We start from the raw sequence: 16896 nt of genomic DNA on the forward strand, positions 1-16896 counted from the left end.
GTCGGCATGGGCCGCGCAAGCTAGCGTCGAGGGTGACTGCGCAACCCGGAGGCTCTCATGCGTAAAGCTCTGCTCACCCTGATCCTCGCTTGTTCACCCATGCTCTCCCCCGGTTTGGCCCAAGCCGAGTGCGGCGGGAGCTGGTCCGGGTTCCTGTCCGGGATTCGCAGCGATCTGCAGGCGGCCGGACTGAACGCGCAACAGGCCGATGCGTTCCTCGCGGGCGCGCGCCAGAATCCGGCGGTTTTGCGGGCGGACCGGGCGCAGGGGGTGTTTCGCAAGACCTTTCTCGAATTCGCGAGCGCGGTGATCAGCAAGAACCGGATGGTCAACGGGGCGAAAAACGCCAAGCGCTATGCGAAAACCTTCGACCGGATGGAGCAAACCTATGGCGTCTCGCGCGGGGTGCTGCTGGCCTTCTGGGCGCTCGAGACCGATTACGGCGCGGTGCAGGGCGATTTCAACACGCGCGATGCGCTGCTGACGCTGGCCCACGATTGCCGCCGGCCCGAGCTGTTCCGCCCGCAGGTAATTGCCGCCGGGGAGCTGTTCCGGCGCGGCGATTTCGATCCCAAGCGAACCACCGGTGCCTGGGCGGGAGAGATCGGGCAGGTGCAGATGCTGCCCGAGGACATCCTGCATAACGGGGTCGATGGCGATGGCGACGGGCATGTGCGCCTGAAGACCTCGGCGCCCGATGCGCTGATGTCGGGGGCCAACATGCTGCGCGATCTGGGCTGGCAGCCGAACGAGCCGTGGATGCAGGAAGTGACCGTCCCCGACAATCTCGACTGGTCCCAGACCGGGCTCACCACCGAATTGCCGGTTTCCGAATGGGCGGCGCGCGGCGTGCGTGCGCGGCAGGGGCAGCTTGCGTGCAACCTGCGCGGATCGGTACTTTTGCCAATGGGGCGCAAGGGGCCAGCCTTTCTCGTCTATCCGAATTTCCGCGTTCTGTTCGAATGGAACAAGAGCTTCGTCTACGTCACCAGCGCGGCCTATTTCGCCACGCGCCTCGAAGGGGCGCCGCGCCTCGATCCCGGCGCGCCCGAACCGGGGCTGAGCGTGTCGCAGATGAAGCGGTTGCAGGAGAAGCTGGTCGCGAAGGGCTATGACGTGGGCGCGGTCGACGGCATCCTCGGCGCCAACACCCGCAACGCTGTCCAGACCGCGCAAGAGAGGTTCGGACTGCCTGCGGATGGATGGCCCACACGCGCTTTGCTCGATCGGTTGTGATCGCGTCGGGGCGGGTGGTCACCCCGCTGCGCCGCCAAGTGCGAAGAAATCGAGGAAGGGGCTGAGCAGGTAGCGGATCGGAGAGACCGGTGCGGTCTGCAGGTAGACCTCTGCGGGCATACCGGGCACGAGAAGCCTGCGTTCTTCGGCGTCGAGCTCGTCCATATCAAAGGTGATCCGCACTTTGTAATAGCTTCCCCCGGTCGCCGGATCGGTCAGCGTGTCGGGGGAGATGCGCGTGATCGTGCCGGTCACGTCGCTCGAGATTCGCCGCGACAGACCCGGAAAGCGGAGGATCGCAGTCTGGCCTGCCGCCACGCCGTCGATATTGGTCGGATCGACTTGCGCATTGACGATGAGCGGCCGCCCGGTTTCTACGATTGCCATCGCCATCTCTGCCGGGCGCAGCACCGCATGCGCGCCGCGCAGGCGGACATCATGCACCGTGCCGCTGACTGGCGCGCGTAGGGTGCGCCGCGCCAATTCGTTGCGCAGATGTGTGGTGCGCGCAGAGAGCTCGATGGCGCGCGCATTGCTGGATTCGAGTTGCGACTCGATTTCCTCCCGGCGTTGCCATTGCAGCCGCGACGCGGTGAGCACCACGCCGCCGCTTTGCACCGTGAGCTGCGTTTTCTGGGCGCTTAACGCACCGAGTTGTCGCTCCAGCGAGACCTGTTCGCGGGTGAGGGCGAGGATTTGTGCCGATGTGGCGAGGCCGCGATCCTTCAGCCGTTCGCGGAGGGCGAGTTCCTTTTCGATCAACCGCTCTTCGCGTTCCAGCGCCGAGACCTGCGCATCGAGCCCGTCGCGCTGCGCGCGGATTTGCTGGAGCTGCCGCGCCATATCGGCTCGTTGCTGAGCGAAGGACTGTTTGCGGGCTTCGAACAGGGAATTCTGCCCCTCGACCAGATCGGTGACATCCGCGCGGAGCTTGGCTGCCTCTAAAAGCGGCCTCGGGTAAGGGACCGTGTTCGCGCCGTCCCGTTCGGCTTGCAGCCGCGCGCGCTGGGCCTGCAGGGCAAAATCCGAGGCTTCGACGATGGCCAGCTCGGTCCGGATGTCGTCCGAGGCAAGCCGCATCAGTACTTGGCCGCGGGTGACGTGATCGCCGCTTTTGACATAGATCTGTTCGATGGTCCCGCCGGTCGGATGCTCGATCACATGGCGGGAGCTGTCGACTTCGATCCGTCCTGAGGCCTGGATCGATCCGGCGAGCCGCGTGACGGTGAGCCAAAGGGCGGATCCGATGAAGAGGGCGACGATCGCCGCGAGGCCGAAGCTGATCGGGACGCCGTGTTGCGAAGGGGTGCAGCAGGTGCCCCCTTGCCCGGAATGGATGCAGGCGTCGCTCACGCGGCGCTGTCCGCGCGCGGAACCACGCGGGCCTTCGTGGCCGAGGCGATCATGCGCTTGAGGACGTCGTCACGCGCGCCGAGGGCGCGCTGCGCCCCGTGATCGAGTACGAGGATGCGTTCGCATTCGGCGAGCGCGCCGGGGCTGTTGGTCATCACGATCGCCGCGCCGCCGCGTGCCTTCAGATCGCTCAGCATCGTGTGCAGACACGCGCCGCCATCTCCACTGAGCAAAAGGTTCGGCTCATCGAGAATGAGCAGGATCGGGTCGTGATAGAGCGCCCGCGAGAGCGCGACGAGCTGACGCTGACGATCGGAGAGCGAAGCCCCCTCGAACTCGATCGGCGTGTCGTAGCCCGCGGGCATTTTGAGAATCATCTGATGCGCGCCGGCGCGTTTGGCTGCGGCGATGACCCGGTCCATGTCGGGCGCGAGGTCGAGCCGGGCGATATTCTCGGCCACGGTGCCGGGGAAAAAGGTGACCGATTGCGGCAGATAGCCGATCAGCCGCCCCAAATTGTCGCGGTCGTATTGATCCAGCGGCACCTCGTCGAGGCGGATCGTGCCCGAGCTCGGGTGGGAGAAGTTGCACAGGCTGCGCGCGAGAACGGATTTGCCTGCGCCGAGCGGGCCGATCACCCCGAGCGCCTCTCCGGGTTCGAGCGAGAAGCTGATCATCTCGATTGCCGCTCGGTCGGAATTGGCGGGCCGGACGGTGATGTCTTCGACGGCGAGGCGCGCCTTCGGGCTCACCCATTCGGCACCCTTTTGCGCGGCCGGGTGAGCGCCGAGCAGAGCCGCCAGCCGGTCGCGGGCGACGGTGGCGCGCTGCCATTGCGTCCATCCACCCACGGCAAGCTCGACCGGTGCGAGCGATCTTCCCATCAGGATCGAGGCGGCGATCATCGCCCCCGCGCTCAACTCGCCTTGCAGGACGAGATAGGCGCCAAGCGCCAGCATCGAGGTTTGCAGCAGCATCCGCAGTGCGCGCATCGAGGCATGGAAGCTGCCGCTGAGATCGGTGGCCCGAATCGCGTTGTCCATCGATTCATGCCGCGCCGCCTGCCAGCGTTTGAAGCCGCTCTCGCGCATCCCGAGCGAAACGACCGTTTCGATCTGGCGAAGAAAATCGTTTCCGAGATACCGGGCTTTGTTCTCGAGCTGCGTCGTCTCTTCCATCCGCCCGCGCGTGACGAATTGCGTGGCGAGAGACAGCAGGATCAACGTGGCCCCCCCGGCGAAGGCCAGAGCGCCGAGCCACGGGTGGAACACGAACAGCACTCCGAGATAGAGCGGCGTCCAGGGCAGATCGAACACCGCCGCCGCGACCGGGGAGGCATAATAGCGCTGGACGATTTCCAGATCGCGCAGGGCGTTGTTGGAGGACCGCTCCTGCGTGTTGATGGTGGCGTCGATGATGGCGGCGTCGAACACGCGCCGCTCGAGGCCGCGCTGATGATCCGCTCCGATCCGGGCGAGCAGGCGACCTCGCGCCCAATCAATGACGCCCATCATCGTGAAGAGAAAGGCCACCAGCAGGAACAGGTTGATCAGCGTCGGCAAGGACCGCGCGGGCAGCACGCGGTCATAGACCTGCAGCATGAACAGGGGCCCCGCGAGAACGAGCAGATTGATGAAGGCCGCGAATATTGCGACCAGCACGAATTGCCTTCGTACCCGGCCCAACAGCCGGGCCATCTCCCGTCGCCCTTTGACGATGTTGCGTTTGATGATGGCTTGATCGGTGTTGGAATATGGCATCGTGCTCTCCCCGCGATGAGGGGCGCTGATCGGTGCGCCGCGCTTGGCAAGGGTGATGCGAAGGCGCTGAACGGGGCGTTAATTCCCCCGTGTCTTTTCCCTCCAATTCGATCCATTTCTTCCGGAACTCCGGAGTTCTGAGCGACTCGCGTTGCGGCACGACCGGATGCGCCCTATCTATTTCAGGACCTAAGCTGCAACGAAGGGGGAGCGACTTTGGCGCAGGAATTGGAACAGAAGGCCCCGGCGCGCAGCGGCGTGCGGTGGTCTGCGGTGGCTACGATGACGGCGCTTGCGCTGGGGTTGGCCGCCTGCGCACCTGCACCGCCCGCGACCGGCATTCAGGACCCTTACGAGGCTGCCAATCGCAAGACGCATGAGTTCAACAAGAAGCTCGATTCGGCCTTCTTCCGCGCCGAGTCGACCGATGGCAGTGGCCCCGGGCCGGTGACGAAAACGCTCTATAATGTCGGCAGCAATCTCAGCCTTCCGGGCAAAGTGCTCAACTCTCTGCTGCAAGGACGGCCCGAACCGGCGGTGAAGAACACTTTCCGATTCTTCATCAACTCGACGATCGGGCTGGGGGGGATTTTCGATCCGGCGGGGACGGATTTCTCGTTGCCCGAGACGGATACCGATTTCGGCGAGACGCTGCATGTCTGGGGCGTGGGCGAAGGTAATTATCAGGAATTGCCGGTCTTCGGGCCGTCCACGACGCGTGATACAGTTGGGATGGTGGTCGATTTCGTGATCGACCCGCTGGGCGCGCTGCCGGATAAAGAGCGCATCGCCGCAGGGGCGCTACGCTTCGGCGGCAATGTCGCGAAGCGCAACATGTATGGCGCGACTGTCGATTCGATCCTGTACGACAGTGCCGACAGCTATGCCCAAAGCCGGCTTCTGTATCTGCAGAACCGACGCTACGAACTCAATGGCGAGGAGGCCACCGATGCGAATGCCTACGATCCCTACGAAGACCTTCTGCCGCAATAGACGGCAGGTTCTGGGCCTCGGCGCGGCGGGTCTGGCGGCAGCCATGGTGCCGGGGTCGGCATATGCGCTGACGGATGCGCAGGCGCGCGCTCTGATCCAGAAAGCGGTGAACGAAGTCAACGCGGCCATCGCCTCGGGGCGCACCGGGCCCGCGCTCTATGCGATGTTCGAACGGATTTTCGCTCGATATGCGGATGTGAACGTCATCGCGCGCTCGGCGCTGGGCGTGGCGGCGCGGCAGGCGAGCCCGGCGCAGCTCGCCGCTTTCACCAAGGCGTTCCAGGGCTACCTGTCGCGCAAATACGGCAAGCGGTTCCGCGAGTTCCAAGGCGCGAAGTTCCAGATTCAGGGCGCGCGGCCGGTCAAGACCTTCTACGAGGTGAAGACGCTCGCGAGCCTACCGGGGCAGGCTCCGTTCGAGGTGCTGTGGCAGGTCTCGGATCGCTCGGGCAGCGACAAGTTCTTCAACCTGATCGTCGAGGGGGTGAATATGCTCGCCTCCGAACGGGCCGAGATCGGCGCGATGCTCGACCGGCGTCGCGGCAATATCAACGCGATAATCGAGGATTTGAAACGGGCAGGGTAACCGGCGCGGGCTTCGGCCCGGCAAGGCATCGCCGCAAATGAAAACGCCCGGGCCAGTGGTCCGGGCGTTTCTTTCGTTTCGGGTCGGTCGCTCAGTTGCTGCCGAAGATGTTCAGCAACTCGTTGAGGATCGACTGCGACGGGTCGCGACGTTTCGGCTGGGCGGGGGCTTGTCCCGCGCTCTGGCTTTGGCCCTGATATTGCTGATCCGGCACCTGCCAGTCGCCCGGATGGGCCATCGGCAGCGGCTTGGGATCTTCGCCGTTGAGCACACGCTTCATCGTCTCATGGAAAATCTCGGCGGGCAGGCCGCCCCCGGTCGTCCCTTTCAGCGGCGTGTTGTCGTCATTGCCCATCCAGACGCCGACCACGTAATCCGAGGTGAAGCCGACGAACCAGGCATCGCGCGCGCTTTGAGTGGTGCCGGTCTTGCCCGCGATCTCGTAGCCGTCGATGTTGGCGCGGCGGCCGGTCCCGTGCAGCACGACCTGACGCATCATGTAGGTCAGTTCCTGCGCCGCTTTCTTCGAGATCACGCGCTCGCCGATCCCGCCGGGCTTGCCGAAGAGCGGCTGGTCGTCGCCTCTCAGCGTCAGCGAGGTCAGGCCATAGGGCTGCACCGAAGAGCCGCCATTGAGGATGCCCGCATAGGCCCCGGTCATGTCGAGCAGGTCCGATTCCCCCACGCCGAGCGCCACCGAGGGCAGGTTCGGCAGGTCCTGCGCAAAGCCGAAGCCTTCCGCGACCTTGATGACATTCTCGCGTCCCACCGCCTCGGAGACGCGCACCGTGGCGACGTTCACCGAATGCTCGAGCGCCGTGGTCAGCGTGATCGGCCCCATGTAGCTGCGCTCGTAGTTGCGCGGGCTCCAATCGGGTGAGCCGGGCATCTTCACCGTGACCGGCGCGTCATCGACCATCGAATCCGGCGTGTAGCCCAGATCAAGCGCGGTCGCGTAGACGAAGGGCTTGAAGGTCGAGCCGGTCTGCCGCTGCGCCATGGTCGCATGGTTGAACGCGCCCGAGACCTTCGTCGCCCGGCCGCCGACCATGCCGCGCACGGCGCCATCGGCGCTCATCACGACGATCGCGGCCTCTGCCTTCGAGCCTTTGGAGACCTTGTTGTCGTAGACCGTTTTCATCGCGTCTTCGGCGGCCGACTGGATGCGCTGATCGAGCGTGGTGTTGATGACCACATCCTCGGTCGTGTCGCGCGACAGGAAGTCGGGGATCGTGTCCATCACCCAATCCGCGAAATAGCCGCCCGCGCGTTTCTGTGCCGCCTGGCTCAGCGTGGCGGGGTTGTTCTTCGCGTCGAGATATTGCCGGTCCGTCAGGTAGTTTTGCTCATGCATGAGGCTGAGCACGGTCTCGGCCCGCTCCTGCGAGCGTTTGAGGCTCGAGGTCGGGGCGTAGTAGCTCGGGGCTTTCAGAAGACCGGCCAGCATCGCGGCCTGCTGCGGATCGACATTGGCCGCCGAGATGCCGAAATAGCGCTCCGACGCGGCCTCGAAGCCGCGCGCGCCCGCACCGAGATAGGCGCGGTTGAGGTAGATCGAAAGGATTTCATCTTTCGAGTATTTCAGTTCCAGCGCGAAGGCGTAGGGCACTTCCTTGATCTTGCGGCGCAGACCGCCCGAACGGCAGTCGTTCTCATAGGCGGCTTCGTTCTTCCATTTCTTCGGGTCGAACTTCACGCCGAGGCACAGGAGCTTTGCGGTCTGCTGCGTGATGGTCGAACCGCCGTTGCCGTCGAACGGCCCGCGCCCTTCGCGCACGTTGATCGCCATTGCCGAGGCGATGCCGCGCGGCGAGATGCCGAAGTGATGGTAGAAGCGGCGGTCCTCGGTCGCGACCACGGCGTCGCGCAGATAGGGCGAGACGTTCTTCGCGTCGATCTGTCCGCCGAAGGTTTCGCCGCGCCAGGCGAAGACCTTGCCCTGATCGTCGAGCATCGTGACCGAGCCGCGGGTGCGCCCGTCGAGCAGCTTCGTGTAGTCGGGCAGGGTCGAGTAGAAATACATCGTGGCGGCGCCCACCACGAGCGCGACGATCATCGCCAGCCGCCATCCCACGCCCCAGACAATCCGCCAGATCAACCGGGCGAGGCCGATGATCAGACCGGTGAACGGCCCATTGCGCCGCGGCGGCTTGCCGCCGCCACCGCCGCCGTTTCCGCCACCCCGCCGTGCGGTCTTGCGCGGCTTGGTGGGTTTCGATGCCTTGGGAGGCTGCTTCGAAGAGGAATAGCGCTTGTCGGCCACGAGGCGCCCGCGCCCTCCGCCTTTCTGAGTCATCTGCCTGTTCCGCTGCCTGCGTTTTAATTGCGCGCAATCTACACGGGCCGACCCGAGATGTGCACCCGCGAAAAATCACGTTTCAGATTTGCAATGTGATTAAAAAAGCAGCAAAGCGCACAAATTGTGCAAATTTGGGCCGGAATCCGCTGACGCTGCTACTCGGACGGAACCTCGTTTCCTTGTGTGAAAGGGGCACAGCGGGCCTTTTAACACCGTGCGATGTCACCAAGCGGGCATCGAAAGGGCTGAACAAGGAAGGGATGTCAGGTGAAACTCATCATTGCAGCAATCAAGCCGTTCAAGCTGGAGGAGGTGCGCGAGGCGCTCACCACCATCGGCGTGCGCGGAATGATGGTGACCGAGATCAAAGGCTTCGGTGCCCAGTCGGGTCACACGGAAATCTATCGTGGCGCCGAATACGCCGTGAACTTCGTGCCGAAGGTCAAGCTGGAGATCGTCGTCGCTGACGGCCTCGCCGACGAGGTTGTCGACACGATCATGAAAGCCGCGAAAACCGACAAGATCGGCGACGGCAAAATCTTCGTTCTCGATGTCGGGCAGGCGGTTCGCGTGCGCACCGGCGAATCCAATGACGACGCGCTTTAAGGCGCGACAGGGGGAAAGTAGGAAAATGAACAAGCTTTCGAAAATCACTGGCCTTGCGGTTGCGATGACCGCGGTGGCCCTGCCGGCGCTGGCGCAAGACGCCGCCCCGGTCGATCCGCCGGCCAATGAGATCGGCTTCATCCTGAACACCTTCATGTTCCTCGTCACCGGCTTCCTGGTGATGTGGATGGGCGCGGGCTTCTCGATGCTCGAGGCTGGCCTCGTGCGCTCGAAGAACGTGACCATGCAGTCGCTCAAGAACATCTCGCTCTTCGCGATCGCGGCGATCATGTACTACCTGATCGGCTATAACCTGATGTATCCGGGCGACGGCTGGTCGATCAACGGCGTGCTGGGTGCCTTCGGGACTACCTCGCTCGAGCCCGTGGGCGTCGGCGCGGATTCGGTCGACCTGACCTACGCTTCGGTCGGTTCGGACTTCTTCTTCCAGCTGATGTTCTGCGCCACCACCGCGTCGATCGTTTCGGGCACTCTGGCCGAGCGCATCAAGCTGTGGCCGTTCCTGATCTTCACCGTGATCCTGACGGGCTTCATCTACCCGATCCAGGCTTCGTGGAAATGGGGCGGTGGCTTCCTGGACGCCGATTTCGGCTTCCTCGACTTCGCTGGCTCGACCGTCGTGCACTCGGTCGGTGGCTGGGCAGCTCTCGCAGGCGCTCTGATCCTCGGCCCGCGTATCGGCAAGTATAAGGACGGCAAGGTCCAGGCGATGCCCGGTTCGAACCTGACGCTCGCCACGCTCGGTACCTTCATCCTGTGGCTCGGCTGGTTCGGCTTCAACGGCGGTTCGCAGCTCTACATGAACACCGTGGGCAACGTCGCCGATATCTCGCGTATCTTCGCCAACACCAACACGGCAGCTGCCGGTGGCGCGATCGCAGCGCTGATCCTGACCCAGATCCTCTACAAGAAGCCGGATCTGACCATGGTTCTCAACGGCGCTCTGGCTGGCCTCGTGTCGATCACGGCTGAGCCGCTGACCCCGAGCCTCGGTGCAGCGACCATCATCGGCGCGATCGGCGGTATCATCGTGGTCCTGCTGGTTCCGATGCTCGACAAGCTGAAGATCGACGACGTCGTGGGCGCTATCCCGGTCCACCTCGGCGCTGGTATCTGGGGCACGCTGGCTGTTCCGATCACCAACCCGGACGGCACCTTCTACGGCCAGATCGTCTCGATCATCATCGTCGGCATCTTCGTCTTCGTGGTCTCGGCAATCGTCTGGTTCATCCTCAAAGCTGTCATGGGCATCCGCGCCCCGGCCGAGGACGAGATGATGGGCCTCGACAAGGCGGAACTGGGCATGGAAGCCTATCCGGAGTTCGTCAACTAAGACGCTTCATCCAAGACAAAGCGAAAGGCCCGGGAGCGATCCCGGGCCTTTTTCATTGCATCTGGTGCCGGCTTACTCGGTGACCGGCGCGCCTTGCGGCTTCTGGCCTCCGCCGCTGTTCTGGTAATCCGGCTTGCGCAGGAAGAAGACCAGCGGGATCGCCGCCAGCGTGACCCACATCATGAACTTGAAATCGTCCACGTAAGAGATCATCGCGGCCTGCTGCGTCGCGAGGTTGTTGAGCACCGTCAGGGCCGCCTCCCGTGACATGCCGCTCGCGCCGTTGATCACGCCCGAGAGGTTCTGCGGATTGATCGCCGAGACGATCTCGGAATGGTTCACCGCGATATTGTGGGTGAGCAGCGCGGTCACGATCGAGATCCCGATGGACGAGCCGATATTGCGCAGAAGCGAGAACAGCGCCGTGCCGTCGCCGCGATATTCCGGGGCGAGCGTGGCGAAGGCCAGCGTCGAGATCGGCACGAAGACCGAGCCCAGCCCGAAGCCCTGAATCACGCCCGAGATGATGATCCATTTCGGCCCCATCTGCGGCGAGAAGGTCGACATGATGTGCAGCGAATAGGCGGTTAAGGACAGGCCGACCACCACGAGGACGCGCAGGTCGATGACCTTCACCAACCGCCCGATCAGCAGCATCATGATCATCGCTCCCACGCCGCGTGGCGACATCACCAGGCCGGTCGTCAGCGTCGGATAGTCGAAGATGTTCGACAGCATCGGCGGCAGCAGCGCCAGCGAGGCGAGCAGGATGATCCCGATCACGAAGATGAACAGCAGCCCCATCGAGAGGTTGCGGTCGAGGAACATCTTTGGCTCGAGGAAGGGCTTCTTCGCGCTGAGAATCCATACGAGGAATACCCAGAACCCGCTGATCGCGAGCGCGGCCTCGATCCAGATTTCGCGCGAGGCGAACCAGTCGAGATCGGACCCACGGTCGAGCATCATCTGCAGCGACCCGATCGCTACCGCCAGCGCTGCGAAGCCGAAGAAGTCGAAACCGATCTTCTTCTTGGGCGTCTCCGGCAGGAAGAAGGCGGAGCCCGCGATGGCGATCATCCCGAGCGGCACGTTGATGTAGAACACCCAGCGCCAGTTGATCACCTCGGTCAGATAACCGCCCAGCGTCGGGCCGATGATCGGGCCGAGCATGATGCCAGCACCGAACATCGCCATCGCCTGCCCGTGCTTCTCGCGCGGGTTGATGTCGAGCATGAAGTTCTGCGCGAGCGGCACGATGGCCGCGCCGAACACGCCCTGCATGAGGCGGAAGATCACCATCACGTCGAGCGACCACGCGATCCCGCAGAGCATCGAGAAGACGACGAAGCCGATCACCGCGACCATGAAGATCTCGCGCCGTCCGAAACGGTTGGCAAGCCAGCCCGACAGCGGCGTCACGATGGCCGCGGCCACGATATAGGAGGTCAGCACCCAGTTGATCGTATCGCGCGACGCGCCGAGGTCGGCGCGCATGTCGGGCAGGGCCACGTTCGCGATGGTGGTGTCGAGCACCTGCATGATCACGGCCAGCATCAGCGACGCCATGATCAGCGCGCGATGCGGCACGTTATGCGGGTCGATCCCCTTGGGTTGTTTGTCTGCGGCCTCGGCCATGACTTACTGCCCCTGTTGGGTCGTGCCCGCCACGGCGGCCGAGCTGTTGGCCTTGTCGAGGATGCGCTTGTAATGCGGCTCCGAGGCGGTATCGACGGTGACGCTGGCCGACAGACCCGCGCGCAGACCTTCGAGGTTCGCGCCTTCGTCGAGGCGCAGGCGCACCGGAACGCGCTGGGTCACTTTCACCCAGTTGCCGGTCGCGTTCTGTGCCGGAAGGATCGAGAACTCGGCTCCCGTGCCCGCACCGACCGCGCTGACCGTCGCGTGATATTCACGATCCGGGAAGGCGTCGAATTCGACGGTGGCCGACTGGCCCTCTTGCATATGGGTCAGCGCGGTTTCCTTGAAATTCGCGATCACCCAGACGTCGCTGGTATCGACCAGCGTGAAGAGGCTGGCACCGGCACCGACCATCTCACCCGCTTTGAACGAGGAGGCCTGGTAGATGATGCCATCGGTGGGCGCATCGACCTCGGTCTGCGAGAGGTTGTACTTGGCGTCATTGACCGCCGCGATCGCCGATTTCACCGAAGGATGCTCATCCACCGGGATCTCGGGATTGCCGTTGAGCGCAACCTTGGCCGATGCCACTTTCTGCTTGGCCGCGGCCAGCGTGTTCTGCGCGGATTGCGTCGCCGTGCGCTGCTGGTCGAGCGCCTGCTGCGTCGTGGTGCCGGATTTGATCAGCTTTTCCTGACGATCGAGCTGTTTCTCCTGATACGCCGCGTTATCGGCTGCCTGTTTCTCATCGGCGAGCGCGGCCTTGTAGGAGGCGCGAAGCTGTTCGACCTGCAGGCGGGCCTGCGACAGCGCGGCCTCGGCCTTTGCCAGCGCCAGCTCGTAGGGTTTCTTGTCGAGTTCGAACAGCGGCGCGCCTTTTTTCACATGCTCGTTGTCATGCACAAACACCTCGGTCACGCGGCCCGAGATTTGCGAGGCGACGGGAATCCGCGCCATCTGGAAATTGGCGTTCTCGGTGCTTTGCGAGCCACCGGAGCTCAGCCAGTACCACGCGCCACCCATAACGATCAGGGCGGGCACAAGAATGAGGAGCCAGAATTTCGGCCCCTTCTTCTGTTTCTGTTTCGATTGGGTTTCCGCGCTCTCGGCGGTCGGTTTCTGGTCACTCATGATCATTCTCTGACGTGGGGGAGGTACAGTCTTCGGAGAGGTTTCGGATGATCTGGCGCAGGGTGTTCAGCGCGGTCGCGACATCATCATCGCTCAGGCCCGCCAGCCCCTTGGCGTAGATTTCGTCCGCGATGTCGCGGGCGTCTTCAAAAGCGTTGCGCGCCTTGGGAGAGGGGTGCACGAGCTTGACGCGTCGATCATTCGGATCAGGTTTGCGGCAGACCCAGTCGGCCTCTTCCATGCGGTCGACGAGGCGCGAGACCGAAATCGGTTCGATCTCGAGCAATTCGGCCAGACGGGCCTGCGGCAGCGCGCCTTCCTTCTTGAGGTAGACGAGAAGCCGCCATTGCGCGGTCGTGAGGCCGAACTCGTTGGCGCGCGCCTCGAACCGACGGCGGATCAACCGCGTCGCGTCGTGCAGGAGAAAACCTAGGCTCTGATCGGGCATCCTGGGCTCCGTTGAAATTAAAGTAAGCCTCTATATTATGAGCCTGCTTATGATTTCAAGGACGCAACGCGGAAAAATCGACCACGAAAAACGGCGGCCCGAATGGACCGCCGTTCTGAATTTTCTTGCTGTCGGAGGAGGTTAGACGCCTGCGTCGATCAGCGCGCGGGCCAGCAGCGGCACGCTGTTTTTGTTAAGGCCCGCGATGTTGATGCGCGAGTCGCCGACCATGTAGATCGCGTTGCCTTCCTTCATCGCAGCGACCTGCTCGGGCGTCGCACCAAGGCGCGAGAACATGCCGCGGTGCTCTGCCACGAAGTCGAAGCGGTCGGAGTTGGACAGCTTGCGCAGCTCGTCGGCGAGTTGCTGGCGCAGTTCCAGCATGCCGGTGCGAACCTCTTCCAGCTCGGCTTCCCAATCGGCGCGCAGCTCGGGATCGGTGAGCACGCGGGTGACCAGCGCCTGCCCGTGATAGGGCGGGAAGGAGTAGGTCTGACGGTTGAGATAGGCGAGGTTGCCCTGAACGGTCTTCTTGGTCTCTTCCGAACCCAGAACCATCAGGCAGCCGGTGCGCTCGCGATAGATGCCGAAGTTCTTCGAGCAGGACGCCGCGATCAGCACTTCCGGCAGACGCTCGGCGATCAGACGGGTGCCTGCCGCATCCGCTTCCAGACCGTCCCCGAAGCCCTGATAAGCGAGGTCGATCATCGGCACGGCGCCGGTCTCTTTCAGAAGGTCCGCAACCTTGCCCCATTGCTCGAGCGTCAGGTTCGCGCCGGTCGGGTTGTGGCAGCAGCCGTGCAGCAGCACGATGTCGCCTTCCTTGGCGCCCTTCAGGTCTTCCATCATCGCATCGAAATCGACCGAGCGGGTCTCGGCATCGAAATAGCGATAGGTGGTGAAGTCCTGATCCATGAATTTCAGGATCGAGAGGTGGTTCGGCCAGGTCGGATCGGAGACCCAGATCTTGGTGCCGGGGTTCGCGATGCGGGCAAGCTCGAAGCCCATGCGGCAGGCGCCGGTGCCGCCCACGGTCGACAGGCAGGCCAGACGATCGGCCGGGTAGCCTTTGCCCAGAACCATCTCGGCCATCGCCGCGTGGAATTCCGGCTGGCCGGCGAGGCCTGCGTATTTCTTCGTGGTTTCCTGATCCCAGACCTGCTTTTCCGCCTTGTGGATGGCGCGCATGATCGGGGTTTCGCCTTCGGCGTTCTTGTAGACGCCGACGCCGAGATCGACCTTCTGGTCGCGCTCGTCGGCGCGGTATTCTTCCATCAGCGCGAGGATCTTGTCCGGCGCCTGCGGCTTGAGATTGTTCAGCATTATGCTTCTCCCGTTGCGACCTTGAGGTCGTTAAACATGCCCCATTCCGACCAGGACCCGTCATAGAGCGACCAGTCGGACTTGCCGATCAGTTCGAGTGCGAGCGACAGGATCGTGGCGCTGACGCCGGAGCCGCAGGTCGTGATCGCGGGCTTCGACAGGTCGACGCCGGCGGCCTCGAACAGGGCCTTGATCTCTTCTGGGGATTTGAAAGTGCCCTCGGGGGTCAGCAGCTCGCCGAAGGGCAGGTTGCGCGATCCGGGGATATGACCCGAACGCAGCCCCGGGCGCGGCTCCGCAGCACTGCCGAGGAAGCGCTCGTTAGAGCGCGCGTCGATGATCTCGTGATCGCCGAGCTTGCTGGCATGGGCGACCTGCGTGACGTCCTTCACCAGACCGGGGTGACGCTGCACCGTCATGTGACGGTCGCGCACCATCGGCGGCATGTCCTCGAGCGGGCGGCCCTCGGCCTCCCATTTCGGCAGGCCGCCATCGAGCACCGCCACATCCGTCTTGCCCATCAGGCGGAAGGTCCACCACACGCGCGGCGCGGAGAAGACGGAATGCTGGTCGTAGATCACGACCTGATGGCCGTCGCCGACGCCCATCGCGCGCATCCGCGAGATGAACTTTTCGGGCGGCGGCGCCATATGCGGCAGATCCGAGCGGTTATCGGCGATATCGTCGATGTCGAAGAAGCGCGCACCGGGGATGTGCTTGGCGTCGTAGGTCGCCTTCGCATCCCGCTCCATCTGCGGCAGGAACCACGAAGCGTCCAGAATGCGCAGGTCGGGGTCCTTCAGATGGGCAGCAAGCCAATCCGTCGATACGAGCGTTTTCGGGTCATCCATCGTCATGCGCCTCTTTTGCCGGTCGGGATTGCTTAGACTCAGCGGCGCGCAAGACGCAAGGGCAGGGCGGGTAAATCCGCCCCATGCCCCTAGTAATTCTGCTTCAGAAGGCGCTGTTTCTGGCGGTTCCAGTCGCGTTTCGCCTCAGTTTCGCGCTTATCGGCCTGCTTCTTGCCCTTGGCGATCCCGATCAGGACCTTCGCGATGCCCTTCTCGTTGAAGTACATCTTCAGCGGCACGATGGTCATGCCCTCGCGCTGGGTGGCGTTCCACAGGCGCGCGAGCTCCCGCTTCGAGACCAGAAGCTTGCGCTTGCGCCGCTCCTCGTGGCCGAAATGCGAGGCTTGGTTCAGGCTCGCGATATAGGAGTTGATCAGCCACAATTCGGCATCCTCGACCGAGGCGTAGCTCTCGGCGATGTTCGTCTGACCGACGCGCATCGATTTCACCTCGGAGCCTTGCAGCACGATGCCCGCCTCGAGCGTGTCCTCGACGGCGTAGTGATAACGTGCCTGCCGGTTCTCGGCGATCAGCTTGGAATTGGGGTCTGAATGCTTTGCCATAGTCGCATCGAGATAGGGCAGGCAAGCGGCTCTGTCCAGTGCGGCACCGCTACGCTTGACGCCCGTGCGGTGGCGCGAAATAGCTAGGGCAGGAGGAACGCCCATGATCATTCAGATCGCCATCGGTTCGGTGATGATGCTTTTGACTGTGTGCATCGCCGCGCTCAGCGCCTGGGCGATCGAGGCGACATTCTCGCGGCTGCACTGGTGGATGCTGCGTGAGCCGCACCGCCCGAAGCTGATGCTGATGGTTGTCGTCGCCGCCCTCTGGGCCTTGGCGATGGTCACGGCGGGCGTCTGGCTCTGGGCGTTCTGCTTCCGCATCCTCGATGTGTTCCCGACAATGGAGGAGTCGGTCTACTTCTCGCTCGTGAGCTTCACCACGCTGGGATATGGCGACATCCTGCTCTCGCATCAATGGCGCATCCTTGGCGGGATGGCGGCGGCGAACGGGCTGCTGAATGTGGGGCTTCTGACCGCGCTGCTGGTCGAGGTGATCCGCCATGTGCGCAAGAGCCAGCTGGAGGCCCGGGCCGAGCGTGGCGCGAGCTGAGCTGCAAAGCTCGCGTGCGCGGGTGCGCACGCGAACTATATATCCGTCAGTCGATCATCAGTGCGTCTTTGACGATCCCGGTCAGCATGTCGGTGACCGGCTGCATCGACTCTTCGTCATAGGAGCGGAAGCCCACCGTCACGTGATCCGTGTCCTCGGGCGTCTGGTAGACGAAGATCGTGTAGGGGCAGTACTGGACGTT

General features: G+C 63.6%; 16 protein-coding genes (1 of these 16 cut by a window edge). 6 read left to right on the forward strand and 10 right to left on the reverse strand.

Going from position 1 to position 16896, the window contains the following annotated elements:
• Positions 1–57 precede the first annotated feature (57 nt).
• Positions 58–1236 carry a lytic murein transglycosylase gene (locus tag AC2TZ7_RS04395; protein WP_489866023.1) on the forward strand — a complete coding sequence of 393 codons (1179 nt, stop codon included), beginning with the start codon at positions 58–60 and terminating at the stop codon, positions 1234–1236.
• A gap of 18 nt (positions 1237–1254) precedes the next feature.
• Here AC2TZ7_RS04395 and AC2TZ7_RS04400 read toward each other — a convergent pair whose 3' ends face one another.
• Together AC2TZ7_RS04400 and AC2TZ7_RS04405 are read right to left on the reverse strand one after the other, a co-directional pair.
• Positions 1255–2589 (reverse strand): HlyD family type I secretion periplasmic adaptor subunit, encoded by a 1335-nt coding sequence (locus tag AC2TZ7_RS04400; protein ID WP_489866024.1) that lies wholly within the window; start codon positions 2587–2589, stop codon positions 1255–1257.
• Positions 2586–4349, reverse strand: coding sequence for a type I secretion system permease/ATPase (locus AC2TZ7_RS04405; RefSeq protein WP_489866025.1), 1764 nt, complete (start codon positions 4347–4349; stop codon positions 2586–2588). The genes AC2TZ7_RS04400 and AC2TZ7_RS04405 overlap by 4 nt, the downstream gene beginning before the upstream one ends.
• 282 nt (positions 4350–4631) lie before the next feature.
• On the opposite strand from AC2TZ7_RS04405, the gene AC2TZ7_RS04410 reads away from it, so the two are divergent.
• Complete coding sequence (locus AC2TZ7_RS04410) at positions 4632–5342, forward strand: MlaA family lipoprotein (RefSeq protein ID WP_489866782.1); 711 nt, start codon at positions 4632–4634, stop codon at positions 5340–5342.
• Positions 5305–5928 (forward strand): MlaC/ttg2D family ABC transporter substrate-binding protein, encoded by a 624-nt coding sequence (locus tag AC2TZ7_RS04415; RefSeq protein ID WP_489866026.1) that lies wholly within the window; start codon positions 5305–5307, stop codon positions 5926–5928. The genes AC2TZ7_RS04410 and AC2TZ7_RS04415 overlap by 38 nt, the downstream gene beginning before the upstream one ends.
• Before the next feature lie 91 nt (positions 5929–6019).
• Here AC2TZ7_RS04415 and AC2TZ7_RS04420 read toward each other — a convergent pair whose 3' ends face one another.
• Positions 6020–8224, reverse strand: coding sequence for a transglycosylase domain-containing protein (locus AC2TZ7_RS04420; RefSeq protein WP_489866027.1), 2205 nt, complete (start codon positions 8222–8224; stop codon positions 6020–6022).
• A 270-nt stretch (positions 8225–8494) separates the two neighbouring features.
• Between AC2TZ7_RS04420 and AC2TZ7_RS04425 the strand changes: the two genes are divergently transcribed.
• Entirely contained in the window at positions 8495–8833 is a 339-nt protein-coding gene (locus AC2TZ7_RS04425) for a P-II family nitrogen regulator (protein ID WP_078522388.1), read from the forward strand.
• A gap of 25 nt (positions 8834–8858) precedes the next feature.
• Positions 8859–10187 carry an ammonium transporter gene (locus tag AC2TZ7_RS04430; protein WP_489866028.1) on the forward strand — a complete coding sequence of 443 codons (1329 nt, stop codon included), beginning with the start codon at positions 8859–8861 and terminating at the stop codon, positions 10185–10187.
• 72 nt (positions 10188–10259) lie between these two features.
• Here the strand turns inward: AC2TZ7_RS04430 and AC2TZ7_RS04435 are convergent, their stop codons facing one another.
• From AC2TZ7_RS04435 to smpB, 6 genes are all read right to left on the reverse strand, one after another.
• Positions 10260–11822, reverse strand: a complete 1563-nt coding sequence (locus AC2TZ7_RS04435) for a DHA2 family efflux MFS transporter permease subunit (protein ID WP_489866029.1) — start codon at positions 11820–11822, stop codon at positions 10260–10262.
• A 3-nt stretch (positions 11823–11825) separates the two neighbouring features.
• Entirely contained in the window at positions 11826–12956 is a 1131-nt protein-coding gene (locus tag AC2TZ7_RS04440; RefSeq protein WP_489866030.1) for an HlyD family secretion protein, read from the reverse strand.
• Positions 12949–13404, reverse strand: coding sequence for a MarR family winged helix-turn-helix transcriptional regulator (locus tag AC2TZ7_RS04445; RefSeq protein ID WP_489866031.1), 456 nt, complete (start codon positions 13402–13404; stop codon positions 12949–12951). The genes AC2TZ7_RS04440 and AC2TZ7_RS04445 overlap by 8 nt, the downstream gene beginning before the upstream one ends.
• A 141-nt stretch (positions 13405–13545) precedes the next feature.
• Complete coding sequence (locus AC2TZ7_RS04450; protein ID WP_489866032.1) at positions 13546–14727, reverse strand: amino acid aminotransferase; 1182 nt, start codon at positions 14725–14727, stop codon at positions 13546–13548.
• The gene (gene sseA, locus AC2TZ7_RS04455; RefSeq protein ID WP_489866783.1) at positions 14727–15578 is read right to left on the reverse strand and encodes a 3-mercaptopyruvate sulfurtransferase; all 852 of its coding nucleotides are present in this window, start codon (positions 15576–15578) and stop codon (positions 14727–14729) included. Before sseA ends, AC2TZ7_RS04450 begins: the two co-directional genes overlap by 1 nt.
• 89 nt (positions 15579–15667) lie before the next feature.
• On the reverse strand, positions 15668–16141 hold the full coding sequence (gene smpB / locus AC2TZ7_RS04460; protein ID WP_078522393.1) for an SsrA-binding protein SmpB: 474 nt from the start codon (positions 16139–16141) through the stop codon (positions 15668–15670).
• Between the two features lie 103 nt (positions 16142–16244).
• On the opposite strand from smpB, the gene AC2TZ7_RS04465 reads away from it, so the two are divergent.
• The gene (locus AC2TZ7_RS04465) at positions 16245–16694 is read left to right on the forward strand and encodes an ion channel (protein ID WP_098409762.1); all 450 of its coding nucleotides are present in this window, start codon (positions 16245–16247) and stop codon (positions 16692–16694) included.
• A gap of 46 nt (positions 16695–16740) precedes the next feature.
• On the opposite strand, the gene AC2TZ7_RS04470 is transcribed toward AC2TZ7_RS04465, so the two are convergent.
• Positions 16741–16896: the final stretch of a DUF302 domain-containing protein gene (locus AC2TZ7_RS04470; RefSeq protein WP_078522395.1), read on the reverse strand. 297 nt of this gene lie beyond the right edge of the window; only the last 156 of its 453 coding nucleotides appear in the window; its start codon lies off the right edge, out of view — the gene reads right to left on this strand; it ends in the stop codon at positions 16741–16743.

Source organism: Thioclava sp. ISO4, assembly GCF_058105145.1.

What these genes read in the sequence shown, in the direction of transcription:
- AC2TZ7_RS04465 (WP_098409762.1), top strand. Translation starts at nt 16,245, where the DNA reads ATGATCATTCAGATCGCCATCGGTTCGGTGATGATGCTTTTGACTGTG.
- AC2TZ7_RS04445 (WP_489866031.1), bottom strand. Translation starts at nt 13,404, where the DNA reads ATGCCCGATCAGAGCCTAGGTTTTCTCCTGCACGACGCGACGCGGTTG.
- AC2TZ7_RS04410 (WP_489866782.1), top strand. Translation starts at nt 4,632, where the DNA reads ATGACGGCGCTTGCGCTGGGGTTGGCCGCCTGCGCACCTGCACCGCCC.
- AC2TZ7_RS04440 (WP_489866030.1), bottom strand. Translation starts at nt 12,956, where the DNA reads ATGAGTGACCAGAAACCGACCGCCGAGAGCGCGGAAACCCAATCGAAA.
- AC2TZ7_RS04450 (WP_489866032.1), bottom strand. Translation starts at nt 14,727, where the DNA reads ATGCTGAACAATCTCAAGCCGCAGGCGCCGGACAAGATCCTCGCGCTG.
- AC2TZ7_RS04420 (WP_489866027.1), bottom strand. Translation starts at nt 8,224, where the DNA reads ATGACTCAGAAAGGCGGAGGGCGCGGGCGCCTCGTGGCCGACAAGCGC.
- smpB (WP_078522393.1), bottom strand. Translation starts at nt 16,141, where the DNA reads ATGGCAAAGCATTCAGACCCCAATTCCAAGCTGATCGCCGAGAACCGG.
- AC2TZ7_RS04430 (WP_489866028.1), top strand. Translation starts at nt 8,859, where the DNA reads ATGAACAAGCTTTCGAAAATCACTGGCCTTGCGGTTGCGATGACCGCG.
- AC2TZ7_RS04435 (WP_489866029.1), bottom strand. Translation starts at nt 11,822, where the DNA reads ATGGCCGAGGCCGCAGACAAACAACCCAAGGGGATCGACCCGCATAAC.
- AC2TZ7_RS04415 (WP_489866026.1), top strand. Translation starts at nt 5,305, where the DNA reads ATGCCTACGATCCCTACGAAGACCTTCTGCCGCAATAGACGGCAGGTT.
- AC2TZ7_RS04395 (WP_489866023.1), top strand. Translation starts at nt 58, where the DNA reads ATGCGTAAAGCTCTGCTCACCCTGATCCTCGCTTGTTCACCCATGCTC.
- AC2TZ7_RS04405 (WP_489866025.1), bottom strand. Translation starts at nt 4,349, where the DNA reads ATGCCATATTCCAACACCGATCAAGCCATCATCAAACGCAACATCGTC.
- sseA (WP_489866783.1), bottom strand. Translation starts at nt 15,578, where the DNA reads ATGGATGACCCGAAAACGCTCGTATCGACGGATTGGCTTGCTGCCCAT.